This is a genomic window from SAR86 cluster bacterium, assembly GCA_023703615.1.
In the GTDB taxonomy this organism is placed as follows: domain Bacteria; phylum Pseudomonadota; class Gammaproteobacteria; order Magnimaribacterales; family D2472; genus MED-G85.
This window is the reverse complement of record CP097971.1, coordinates 1-12323: the sequence shown is the minus strand read 5'-3', so window position 1 is coordinate 12323 and position 12323 is coordinate 1. Positions and strand designations below refer to the sequence as shown.

General features: G+C 31.4%; 10 protein-coding genes. 5 read left to right on the top strand and 5 right to left on the bottom strand.

What is annotated here, in order from left to right; translation table 11 throughout:
• Positions 1-33 precede the first annotated feature (33 nt).
• Genes fmt through M9C80_00040 form a run of 3 tightly spaced genes read left to right on the top strand, consistent with a single transcriptional unit; the run spans position 34 to position 3800 of the window.
• The gene (gene fmt, locus M9C80_00050) at positions 34-954 is read left to right on the top strand and encodes a methionyl-tRNA formyltransferase (protein URQ69585.1); all 921 of its coding nucleotides are present in this window, start codon (positions 34-36) and stop codon (positions 952-954) included.
• Between the two features lie 57 nt (positions 955-1011).
• Positions 1012-2361: a Trk system potassium transporter TrkA gene (gene trkA, locus M9C80_00045; protein URQ69584.1), complete on the top strand. Its 1350-nt coding sequence runs from the start codon at positions 1012-1014 to the stop codon at positions 2359-2361.
• A gap of 5 nt (positions 2362-2366) precedes the next feature.
• Complete coding sequence (locus M9C80_00040) at positions 2367-3800, top strand: TrkH family potassium uptake protein (GenBank protein URQ69583.1); 1434 nt, start codon at positions 2367-2369, stop codon at positions 3798-3800.
• On the opposite strand, the gene M9C80_00035 is transcribed toward M9C80_00040, so the two are convergent.
• A complete protein-coding gene (locus M9C80_00035) occupies positions 3801-4655 on the bottom strand; it encodes a lipid A biosynthesis lauroyl acyltransferase (GenBank protein ID URQ69582.1) in 855 nt (284 codons plus the stop codon). It lies immediately after the preceding gene.
• Positions 4656-4790: 135 nt separating this feature from the next.
• On the opposite strand from M9C80_00035, the gene M9C80_00030 reads away from it, so the two are divergent.
• Together M9C80_00030 and M9C80_00025 are read left to right on the top strand one after the other, a co-directional pair.
• Positions 4791-6122: a glycine--tRNA ligase gene (locus M9C80_00030; protein ID URQ70212.1), complete on the top strand. Its 1332-nt coding sequence runs from the start codon at positions 4791-4793 to the stop codon at positions 6120-6122.
• Between the two features lie 3 nt (positions 6123-6125).
• Complete coding sequence (locus tag M9C80_00025) at positions 6126-6830, top strand: 1-acyl-sn-glycerol-3-phosphate acyltransferase (protein ID URQ69581.1); 705 nt, start codon at positions 6126-6128, stop codon at positions 6828-6830.
• 4 nt (positions 6831-6834) lie between these two features.
• Here M9C80_00025 and gyrB read toward each other — a convergent pair whose 3' ends face one another.
• The 4 genes from gyrB to dnaA are packed head-to-tail and all read right to left on the bottom strand — an operon-like array spanning position 6835 to position 12221.
• Positions 6835-8754 (bottom strand): DNA topoisomerase (ATP-hydrolyzing) subunit B, encoded by a 1920-nt coding sequence (gene gyrB, locus M9C80_00020; protein URQ69580.1) that lies wholly within the window; start codon positions 8752-8754, stop codon positions 6835-6837.
• Between the two features lie 2 nt (positions 8755-8756).
• The gene (gene recF, locus M9C80_00015) at positions 8757-9824 is read right to left on the bottom strand and encodes a DNA replication and repair protein RecF (protein URQ69579.1); all 1068 of its coding nucleotides are present in this window, start codon (positions 9822-9824) and stop codon (positions 8757-8759) included.
• A complete protein-coding gene (gene dnaN / locus M9C80_00010) occupies positions 9824-10927 on the bottom strand; it encodes a DNA polymerase III subunit beta (protein URQ69578.1) in 1104 nt (367 codons plus the stop codon). Before dnaN ends, recF begins: the two co-directional genes overlap by 1 nt.
• Position 10928: 1 nt before the next feature.
• Entirely contained in the window at positions 10929-12221 is a 1293-nt protein-coding gene (gene dnaA, locus M9C80_00005; protein ID URQ69577.1) for a chromosomal replication initiator protein DnaA, read from the bottom strand.
• Positions 12222-12323: the final 102 nt, after the last annotated feature.

Genomic DNA, 12323 nt, shown 5'->3' with positions numbered 1-12323 from the left:
TTTGATAGATTTTAACGTAAATTAATGATAAATATGAACATTTTGTTTGCAGGTTCGCCTCAAATTTCAGCCGAGATTCTTAAAAACATAATAAAAAATAACTCAATTAATGTTATTGGGGTAATAACTAAGCCCGATAAACCCCAAAAAAGGGGAAATAAAACTCTTGAATCTAATGTTTCGTTAATTGCTAAAGCTAATAATATTGATCTTTTTAAACCAACTGACCTAAATGATGATGAATTTACAAAGCGTATTATTAATATGGAGATTGATTGCTTAGTGGTTATTGCTTATGGTAAAAAAATTCCAGATTGGTTGCTTGAATGCTCAAAATTATTATCAATAAATCTTCATTTTTCTTTACTACCAAAATATAGAGGAGCTTCTCCAATACAGAGTGCATTAATTAATAATGATAAAAAAACTGGTGTTACTTTCATTAAGTTAAATTCAGAATTAGACTCTGGAGAAATAATTAAATCCTATAAATGTGCAATAGATTTCCTAGATAAAAAGTCTACTCTAGAAAAAAAATTGTGCGATCTATCTATTGAAAAATTTCCTGAAGTATTTGATTTAATTAAATCAAACAAATACAAGCTCAAAAAACAAAATAATAACAAATCATCCTACTGCAAAAAAATTGTAAAAGATGATTCAATGATTGATTTTAGTAAAGGTTCTATTGAAATTTATAACAGGTATAGAGCGTTTGAAGGATGGCCTGGAACAAATTTTTTGTTTAGTGATATATTAATTAAAATACATAAATTACATATATCTGATACTAAATCAAGTGATAAGCCCGGTACGATTCATAAGTTTTCAACAGATGGAATATACGTAAATACAATAGATAAAGTAATAGTAATTACTTACTTACAATTCCCAAATAAAAATATAATTTCATCCTCAGACGCATATAATTCACATAGAGATTTTTTTATTTAAAAAAAATTTTGAGAGTAAGTCTTTTAATTACCTCAAAAGAGGTTTAATTTAGCATATATGAAAATTGTTATTTTGGGGGCTGGGCGTGTTGGTAGCAGTTTAGCTAAAAATTTATCATCAAGTGATTATGAAATTGTCATTATTGATAGTGAAAAAACAGTACTTCAAGAACTTGGCGATAAGCATGACTTAATGACCGTTGAAGGTTATGCGTCTCATCCAAAAACGCTCAAAAAGTCTGGCATTAATGAAGAATCTATTGTGATTGCAGTTACTTCAAATGATGAAGTGAACATTGTTGCATGTCAAATTGCCAAAAAAATCTTCAATGTTAAAAAAACCATTTGTAGATTTAGTGATTCATCATATTTAGATAACTTATCTACATTTGGTGAAAATACTCTTGACGTTGCAATTAATCCTGAAAATGAAGTAACTAATCATCTAAAAGAGTTAATAGTTCATCCTGGTGCAGAACAAATAGAAGAATTTGCAGCCGGAAAAATTAAATTAGTTTCTGTTAAAGCAAAAAAGAAGGGTAAACTTGTTGGAAGAGAGCTCAAGGGTATTAGAGAAGATATGCCAGATATTGATTCTTTCATACCATCCATATATAGAAAAAATAAGCCTTTTATACCAAACGGGAATACTGTCATCAAAGAAAATGATGAGGTATATTTTATTTCATCATCAGAAAATATAAATAAAATTGTTGATGAATTCAGACATCATGAAGATGCACATTCAAGAATAATGATAATTGGTGGGGGCAAGATTGGCTCATCCTTAGCAGAGCAGATTGAAGAAAACTATAAAGTAAAACTTATTGAATCTGACATTGAAATATGTAAAAAATTATCTAAAAAACTAAATAAAACAATTGTTTTAAATGGTTCTGCAACTGATGAAGATCTTTTGAAAAGTGAAAATATTTCAAATATTGATGTCTTTTGCGCATTAACAAATGACGATGAAACAAATCTTATGTCATCTTTGCTTGCAAAAAAAATGGGTGCAAAAAAAACTATGATTATTCTCAACAATCCCTCCTATCTTGGTTTGGTGCCAGGATTTATAGATATATATGTAGCGCCATATAGATTAACTGTTTCTTCTGTTCTTCAAGACCTTAGAGAATCGGATGTTACACAGGACGTTATGTTGAAGATAGACACCGGAGCTGAAGCGCTTGAAGGCATTGTTCATGCAAATACCCTTACATCAGACTTGTTTGGCAAATCTATAGAAAATATCCCATTACCCGAAGGTGCTTCTATCGGAGCCTTATTAAGACATGGCGAAGTCATAATGCCTAGCTCAAATGTAGACTTAGCTCTAAATGATCATTTAATTATTTTTCTATCTGACAAAACCAAACTAAAAGAGGTTGAGGCTTTATTTAAATAAGAATAATGAATTTAAAATCTGTTATTAATTTATTTAGCATACTTATTTTAGTATTCAGTTTTTCCTTTATATTTCCAATATTAATAGCTTATTTTTATTCAGAAACAAATATATATATGTTTATCAAAACATTTTTAATTGTTTCGTTTACAGGCGGGATTGGATGGATTCTTACAAGAAAAAATACCAAAGAACTTAATACAAAAGATGGCTTTATAGTAATTACATTTTTCTGGTTAGTATTGTCTTTAATAGGAGCCATACCTTTTATTTTTAGTGGCATGAATGTTGTTGATTCGATATTTGAATCAATGTCAGGAATAACAACCACAGGTGCGACTACTCTTGTTAATTTAGAAAATTTGCCAAAATCAATACTTTTTTACAGACAAATGCTTCAATGGATGGGCGGAATGGGCTTAATTGTTCTTGCTATTGCAATAATGCCTTTACTAGGTATAGGAGGTGGTCAGCTATATAAGACCGAAATACCTGGTGCGATGAAAGATCAAAAATTAACTCCCCGAATTAAAGAAACTGCTCAAGCATTATGGTTGATTTATTTATCACTTACCGTTTTATGCGCAATTTTATATTATCTTGCAGGAATGCCCTTATTTGATGCTATTTCACATAGCTTTAGCACTGTATCTATTGGTGGATTTTCAACACACGACGAAAGCATTGGGTATTTTAATAGTGCTAGCATTGAAATTATATGTATGATTTTTATGCTCGTGTCTGCCTTAAGTTTTACTTTGCATTATTTTGCAATATATTTAAATAAACCTCTAAAATATTTAAAAGATGCGGAATTAAGGTTTTTTATAACAGTATTACTAATAATTATTGCTATAACTTTGTTGATCTCTATATTTGGTAGCCAAAATATTATAAATATAGGTGATATTCTATTTCATTCAGTTTCTATTGTTACAACAACTGGTTTTACATCTACAGATTCAGCGTCATGGCCAGTCTCAATTGGATTTATTCTTCTTATAGGTGCATTTATAGGTGCCTGCTCGGGCTCTGTTGGAGGAGGTATAAAGTCTTGGCGAGTATTAATAATGATCAACTATGCATATGTCAACGTGATGCGCTTAATTCATCCTAATTCAGTAATATCACTAAAAATAGGATCAAAAACTGTTGAAGACGACGTTGCTAATTCTGTATGGGGATTTTTTTCTATTTATGTAATTTTATTTGTATGTTTACTTGGAGCATTGCTGGTAACTGGACTAGATTTTGAATCTGCGTTTTCTGCAATTGGAGCTTGTTTAAATAATTTAGGTCCAGGACTTGGTGAGGTCTCACAAAACTATAATAGCGTTTCTTCTGTCGGAAAAATTATATTATCTTTTGCTATGATATTAGGGAGGTTAGAAATATTTACTCTTTTGATTTTATTAACACCAATGTTTTGGCAAAAATAATTATAAATCTTTATATGGATCTTTAAATCCATTTGGTGGCCTTTTATATCTTTTATATTCCCAACAATAATCAGAAGGATTATTATTAATAAGTTCTTCAAGAGTCAGATTCATAGATAGTGTGCACTTACTACTGTCAAATAAACCTTTATTATTATCTTTTATTACTACATGGAGTCTATTATTTGAAAGTTTATTTAGACTGCAATATACTGCATCTTTATTTGTTTTTACAGCCAACGAACTCATTAGTGTATTTGTATAAGCGGGTCTGTTAAAAAAGTTTTCATATTCGCCCATACCCTTTTGTGGAACTTGATCAACAGCCATGCAAATAACTTTATTTTTTAGCAAGGCTTTGTAAAGCTGTCTCACACCATTAATATTAGTTTCATAGACTTGACTATTATTGTGCTGTCTTTGTTTTTTTATGAAAGAGTCTAAGAAGTTAATTTTTACTTTTTTATAAAGTGTTATTGTTGGTTGAAAAGAGCAGATCCATTTTAAAAGCGTATCTACACTTCTGTTATGAAGGGATAAAATCATTAATCCTTTGTTCGATTTTTTTTTATTTTGCAATATAAAATTGTTATCAATTCTAAATAATAATTTATTAGACTCTCGTGACCATGAATACATCGACTCAAATCCGCTTATGATTGATTCCTTTACACTTTTAATTGCAAGCTTGTCTAATTCGATACTATTTAAGCTTGGATAAGCAATCTTTAAATTAACTTTTGAAACTTTAAAGGCTTCAGTAGATTTAACAAAATTTAAACTAAATATTATATTTAAAATAAAATTGATAAATTCTATCGGTGGAACTGTTAGAATATAAAATAGTAACTTCATGTAATATTATAATTTAAACATGATTTTACTTAATATTGATTAATAAACCTATTTATAAATAAATAATATCAATATAATTAATTAGCAACATTTGTTGCTTTAATATGAGGAATGCGAATTGTGACTGCTAAATCAATGGAAGAACTTGTTTCTTTATGTAAAAGAAGGGGCTTTATTTATCAATCTAGTGAGATATATGGCGGTTTTCAAGGAATTTATGACTTTGGTCCTTTAGGGGTTGAGCTCAAGAATAATATAAAAAATGCGTGGTGGAGCTCAATGGTCTATGAAAATGACAATATTGAAGGTCTTGACGCTTCAATTCTTACAAACCCACTAATTTTAAAATACTCAGGACATGAAGAAACTTTCTCTGATCCAATGATTGACTGTAAATCATGTAATTTGAGATTTAGAGCTGATCAGGTACCTGAAAAATGTAAAAAAGATGATCTAACAGAGCCTAGACAATTTAATTTAATGTTTAAGACAAATGTTGGTCCTATTGAGGATGATACAAGTTATGGATACTTACGACCTGAAACAGCCCAAAGTATATTCTCAAATTTTAAAAATGTTATTGATTCGTCTTCAAAATCTTTACCATTTGGCATAGCTCAAATTGGAAAAGCATTCAGAAACGAAATAACACCAAGAAACTTCATATTTCGAGTAAGAGAATTTGAACAAATGGAGCTAGAGTATTTTGTTAAGCCTGGAGATGATGAAAATGCTCATGATGATTGGGTAAATAAACGACTTGATTGGTGGGAAAATCAAGGTATATCACGAAAATCTATAGAGTTATATGATGTACCATCAAATGAACTTGCGCATTATTCAAAAAAAACTATAGACTTAATGTATAAATTTCCACATGGATTAGAAGAGCTTGAAGGTATAGCAAATAGGACTGACTTTGATCTTGGGTCACATTCAAAAAATCAAGAAGATCTGAATTTAACTGCTTCTGTGACTGAAAATAAACATTCCAATAGTAAATTAGCAATACAAGACGAGTCTGGTAAATGGCTTGTGCCATATGTCATAGAGCCATCGGCTGGTGTCGAAAGAGGGTTCTTAGCAATTCTTAATGAATCATATACGATTGAGGATTTAGAGGATGGAAAAAAAAGAACTCTATTAAAACTTATGCCTCATTTGTCGCCTATAAAAGCAGCTGTAATACCTTTAAAAAAGAATAATAAGGAGATTGTTAAACTTTCAAAAAAAGTAAAAAATAGTCTACAAAAATTATCTTTAGGCCGTGTAATACTTGAAAATACTGGAAATATTGGAAAGAGCTATCGGAAACATGATGAAATAGGCACTCCTTTATGCATTACTATTGATTTTGATAGTCTAGAGGACAGCTCCATAACAATCAGATCGAGAGATACAATGGAACAGGAAAGGGTTCAAATAGAAGAAATTAGTGATATTTTTAAAAAATTAATTATTGGATAAAATGTGCAAGTTATTAGAAGCCTTCTCTTTAATCTAATTTTCTATTCAACATTAGTATTAACTTCTATTTGTATTCTATTCTTGTATCCTTTATTTTCGACAAAACAACTTCAAATAGTGACCTCAAAATGGATTTATTTTATCTTACAATCATTAAAAAAAATTTGTGGTGTTAGATGGAGAATAAAAGGAATAGAAAATATACCTTCAACTCCATGTATTTTGGTTTCTAATCATCAAGGGCCATGGGAGTCTCTTTTCTTGCAAACACTTTTTATACCGTGCTCTAGCATAATTAAAAGAGAACTATTGCTAATACCTTTTTTTGGATGGGCTTTATTATGCTTGAAACCCATATCGCTTACTAGATCAAATAAAATTAAAAGTATTAAAAAAGTCTTATCTGAAGGAAAAAAAAGATTATCTTCTGGTTTTTCAATAATAATATTTCCTGAAGGCACTAGAGCTAGGCCGGAAAAGGGTATAAAAAGTTTCTCATCAAGTTGCTCGGTGCTTTCTTTAAGAAATAATGTGCCGTTAATACCAATATGTCACAATTCAGGCAAATATTGGAAAAATAGAAAATTTAGTAAAGTTCCTGGCATTATCGATATTGTTATTGGCAAACCAATTGAATCAAATGATATAAAAAAAATGACAGCTCTTACTGAAGAATGGGTTAAAAGCCAGTATAGTGCTTTAAAGTAGTAGTCTAAATATCTAAGTCAGTGACAGACAATGCATTTGCATCTATAAACTCTCTTCTTGGCTCAACATCGTCACCCATCAAAATTTCAAATGATTCATTTGCGTCAACAACATCTTTGATGTCAACTCTCATCATTCGTCTATTATTAGGATCCATTGTAGTTGTCCATAGCTGCTCTGGATTCATTTCACCCAGACCTTTATATCTTTGAACTTCTAGGCCTCTTGTCCCATTTTTTGAAAGCTCTTTTACAGCTTTTTCTTTTTCCTCTTCATTAGAAGCATAAAAAAAATCCTTTCCTTTTGAAAGTTTATATAGTGGAGGTAAGGCTATGTAAATATGGCCTTTATCTACTATTTCATACATTTGTCTATAGAAAAAAGTCAAGAGAAGGGTCCGTATGTGAGAACCATCAACATCGGCATCCGTCATTATTATAATTCGATGGTATCTTAGTTTCTCAATGTCAAAATCTTCTTTACCAATTCCGCACCCAAGAGCCTTAATTAATGTTCCAACTTCTTGGGAGCCTAGCACCTTATCAATTCTAGCTTTTTCAACATTAATAATTTTTCCTTTTAGTGGAAGGATTGCTTGATTCTTTCTATTTCTTCCTTGTTTTGCAGATCCGCCAGCTGAATCTCCCTCAACAATATATATTTCTGATAAAGCTGGGTCTTTTTCTTGACAATCTGCAAGCTTTCCAGGAAGGCCGGCAATTTCAAGAACACCTTTTCTTCTAGTCATTTCTCTTGCTTTTCTTGCAGCTTCTCTTGCTAAGGCCGCTTCTGCAACTTTGCCTAAAATTGCTGCGGCATCTTTAGGATTTTCAAGAAGGAATTCATTAAAGTATTTACTAAATATTGTACTTACAACACTTTCAACTTCAGAAGAAACAAGTTTTTCTTTTGTTTGAGATGAAAACTTTGGGTCCGGTACTTTTACTGAAACTATTGCTGTGAGACCTTCTCTAGCGTCTTCTCCAAGAAGATCTAAGGGGACTTTCTTTGCATTTTCTTTTTTTATGAAAGCCTTTAGTACTCTTGTTAAGCTACCCCTAAAACCAGCAAGATGAGTACCGCCATCTTTTTGTGGAATATTATTTGTATAACATAATACGTTTTCAGAATAAGAATCTGTCCATTGCAAAGCGATTTCTACTCCAACGTCATTTTCCTTTGCTGAACATTCAAAAATTTCTGAAACAATTTGCTTCCTTCCTTTTAAATGAGTTACATAACTAGAAAGGCCGCCATTGTTTTTAAACTTTTTGCTTTTACCGCTTCGAATATCCTCGACATTGATTGATACTCCAGCATTTAAAAAAGATAATTCTTGAATTCGTTTGTAGATTCTATCTATTTCAAAATTAATTGAGGTAAAAATTTTACTTGATGGATAAAAAGTTATTTCTGTACCTGATAATTTTGATGTTTTAATTTTTTTTAGTTTGGCCTTAGGTTTGCCATTCTGATATTCTTGAAAAAATTCACCGCCATCACGATGCACTTTAAGAATTAGTTTATCTGATAATGCATTTACGACTGATACTCCAACTCCATGCAAACCTCCAGAAACTTTATAACTATTATCATCGAATTTACCACCTGAATGAAGTGTGGTTAATATTAATTCTGCGGCTGAAACCCCTTCTTTTTTATGTTTATCAACAGGAATGCCTCTTCCATTGTCTTTTATAGTTACTGACCCATTTTTATTTACTATCACATAAATTTCTGAGCAATGTCCTGCCATTGCTTCATCAATAGAATTATCAAGCACTTCAAAAACCATATGATGAAGACCTGAACCATCATCCGTGTCTCCTATATACATTCCTGGTCTTTTTTTTACTGCTTCAAGGCCTTTGAGTACTTGTATATTGGTTGAGTCGTATTTGTTATCAGCAGATTTTTTAGACATTTTTACTTGAATTGTTCTACGTGGAACTTTTTAATATTTGTTCTTATTTTACTACTAAAAAGGTCATCAATACAGGAAAAGATAATTTGATTATTTAGCTCATTTAATACTGATAAAAAGCTATCAAATGAAAGACTATCAAGCTCAGATTTAATATCATCAATTAAAAGAGTGGGGCTAAGATTATATTTTTTTTTGAGTACTTCATTTTGAGCACAGCACCACATTATGGATAAGAGCTTTTGTTCGCCCCTTGAAAGAATTTGCCTGGCATCAAGGCCTTCAATTAATAATCTTATATCAGCTTTATGTGGTCCAACGGCCGAGGTGCGTCTTACCAAATCTTTTCTGTAAACCGCATCTAAAGAATCCTCCAAAGATTTATCAATAGGCCATCCTTGATAAAAATCAAAAGAAATCTTATTTAAAATATTATTATTAGTTAATTCATATATTTTTTCTAAAAGAATTTTTAACTCTGAAAGTGTTGAACGGAAAAAAACATTACGAAGATTCGTAAGGTTTTTTCCAAGAGTACAAAACTTTTCGTTCCAAGCCTCGAGCTCCTGTAACATGTTTGATTTAAGTAAAGCATTTCTTTGTTTTAAAGCTCTATAAAAAGAAAACCACGCTTCATAAAATTCATGTTCGCAAATAAATAAAGATCTATCTAACAGCTTTCTTCTAAAATCTGGTGAAGCGGATGCAAAAGAATAGGTATTGTTATGAATTGCCATACAAGGAAATTCTTTGGTTAGATCGGCACGGGTTGCCTTTGAATTATTTAACGAAATGCTTATAGGTTGAATTCTGTTTTTGGTAATATTTAATATGTATCCTGAGCTTTCATCATAGCCAGCAATATCGAAAGCGTTTTTAGAATGTGATATTAATGATTGAATATTGCTACTCTTAAAGGAGCTACCACTTGAGCAAAGATATATAGCTTCTAGGATTGATGTTTTACCTGAACCATTTTTTCCATAAAAAAAGTTAGTTCCAGGAGACAGATCAATACTTAAAGAAGAAAAACACCTAAAATTCTTAAGTGATATTTTTGATAAAGCCACTATATCAGAAGAGGCATTACAACATATTTATAAGTTTCAGAATTTGGACAAGTCAATAAACAGCTTTTATCTGAACCAAAAAAATGCACCTCTATTTCATCATCATCAACATTAGAAAGAATTTCTTGCAAATAATTTACATTAAAAGCTATATCTATTGATTCGCCAGCATAATTACATACCAAAGATTCCTCAGCCTGCTCTTTGTCTGGATTGTTTGCTGATAAATTAATTTCATCGCTTTTTGTAACTATTCGAACACCTCTATATTTCTCACTAGATAAAACGCTTACTCTGCTTAAGCTTTCTGAAAATAGTTTTCTGCCTATTTTAAGAGTAGAGCTTTCACCAGAGGGAATAACTTGTTCATAATCTGGAAATTTTCCTTCAATTAACTTACTTATAAATGTGGTGCCGCCTGAAACTACTTTAATAGAGTTGCTTCCTAGGCTTAGAATTATATTATCGCCCTCCTCACTAACTAGTTTTGCTATTTCGTTAATAGCCTTTCTTGGAACTATTCCTGATATGCTCTCTGAGACAGACTCATTTAAACTTAATGAAGCTGTTGCAAGTCTATGTGCATCTGTTGCAACGCTTGTAATATAAGTGTCTTCAACAGATAGATACAGACCATTTAAATAATGCCTCCAATCTTGATTGCCCATCGCAAAAGAAGTCTTTGTTATAAGGCGTTTAAGGTTTTTAGAAGTTATATTTATAGGCGATGAGGCCTCTTCTTGGTCAAAAACGGGAAAATCTTCGCTTGGCAATGTTGCTAAATTATATTTTCCTGAAGCTGTTTCAATTTTAAGACTTTCTCCATCTAGATATATATGTATTTCAGAATTTTCTGGCAAAAGTCTACATAATTCACTTATTTTTTTTGCTGGTACAGTAGTTTTGCCACCACTTTTAAAATTAGAAATTGTAGAAACTGTTAGAATTTCTGATTCTAAATCAGTTGCTGTTAGTTTTAAAGATAATTCATCGACTTCAAATAATACATTAGAAAGTATTGGAAGAGTCTGTCTTTTTTCGACCACACCCAGAGTAGTATTAAGAGAATTAACTATTTCTTCTTTTGCAATAAAGAAATCCATTTTAATTAGTAAGAGCCCTATGAAGGTTTCTATAATCCTCTTCATGAGATGGGCTTTCTTTTCTTAGCTCTAATATTTTTTTGCACGCATGAAGTACTGTTGTATGATCTCTGCCATTAAAGGCCTCCCCTATCTCAGGTAGACTATGGTTGGTTAGCTCTTTAGTTAAAGCCATAGCGAGCTGTCTTGGTCTTGTTATAGAGCGACTCCTTCTTTTAGATAAAAGGTCTGAGAGTTTAATATTATAATACTCCGAAACAGTTTTTTGGATATTCTCAATACTTATCATTTTTGCTGATATAACAAACAAATCCTTTAACGCTGACTTAACTAGTGTTAAATCAATTTCTTGATTGGTGAATCTAGCATTGGCTACAACTCTTTTTAGCGCCCCCTCGAGCTCTCTGATGTTTGATCTTATTCTTTGAGCAATAAAAATTGCACAGTCATTTGGAAGAACAACACCCATCGACGATGCTTTGCTTAACAAAACAGCGGCTCTTGTTTCAAGCTCTGGAGGGTCAATAACAACAGGAAGACCCCAGCCAAGCCTTGACTTAAGTCTTTCTTCAAGACCTTCAATTTCTTTGGGATATTTATCACAGGTTAAAATCATTTGGTTGTTTCTATCTAACAATGCATTAAAAGTGTGGAAAAACTCTTCCTGTGATTGTTCTTTACCAGCAAAAAATTGAATGTCGTCGATTAACAATGCATCGGCGTTTCTATAAAATGTCTTAAATTCATTCATTGCGCCAAGTTGTAGGGCTTTTACCATATCTGAAACAAATTTTTCTGAATGCACATAAACAATTCTTTTGTTTGGTTCGTTTATTAAGATTTCATTGCCAACCGCATGCATCAAGTGAGTTTTACCCAAACCAACGCCACCGTAAATAAAAAGCGGGTTATAATCACCCTTTGGGTTTAATGCAACTTGTCTTGCAGCTGCAAGGGCTAAATGGTTAGATTTACCTTCCACAAAGGTTTCAAAGACATATTTATCAACAAGCTGCGAGTTTGAAGATTTAGAATCTTTATATTTGTCAACAAATGTTTCTTTTGTAAGAGTTTTAAAAACCAGACTTATGTCTTTTTTTGATTGTTTGTTTAATATAAATTTAATATCATCTGCAAAATTTTTCTCTACATAATTTAATATAAAATCATTGGGGGCTAAAACTTCAAGTATATTTTTATCAAAATTGGCTTTTAGAGGCCTTACCCATGTGTTAAATTCTTCCTGAGAAAGTTTGTTTTCTAAGTTTTCTGAACATTTATTCCAAAGTTTCAATCTGTTTCCCCTGCTTGGATTAATGATTTAGTTTGAAGTAACTAGTCTATAAAAAAATCCACAAGATATCTACAGTATAAGTTTATGAATTTTCTGTGGATA

Excerpts from the sequence above, each read along its gene's own strand:
- fmt (URQ69585.1), top strand. The coding sequence starts at position 34 with ATGAACATTTTGTTTGCAGGTTCGCCTCAAATTTCAGCCGAGATTCTT.
- trkA (URQ69584.1), top strand. The coding sequence starts at position 1,012 with ATGAAAATTGTTATTTTGGGGGCTGGGCGTGTTGGTAGCAGTTTAGCT.
- M9C80_00040 (URQ69583.1), top strand. The coding sequence starts at position 2,367 with ATGAATTTAAAATCTGTTATTAATTTATTTAGCATACTTATTTTAGTA.
- M9C80_00035 (URQ69582.1), bottom strand. The coding sequence starts at position 4,655 with ATGAAGTTACTATTTTATATTCTAACAGTTCCACCGATAGAATTTATC.
- M9C80_00030 (URQ70212.1), top strand. The coding sequence starts at position 4,791 with ATGGAAGAACTTGTTTCTTTATGTAAAAGAAGGGGCTTTATTTATCAA.
- gyrB (URQ69580.1), bottom strand. The coding sequence starts at position 8,754 with ATGTCTAAAAAATCTGCTGATAACAAATACGACTCAACCAATATACAA.
- dnaN (URQ69578.1), bottom strand. The coding sequence starts at position 10,927 with ATGGATTTCTTTATTGCAAAAGAAGAAATAGTTAATTCTCTTAATACT.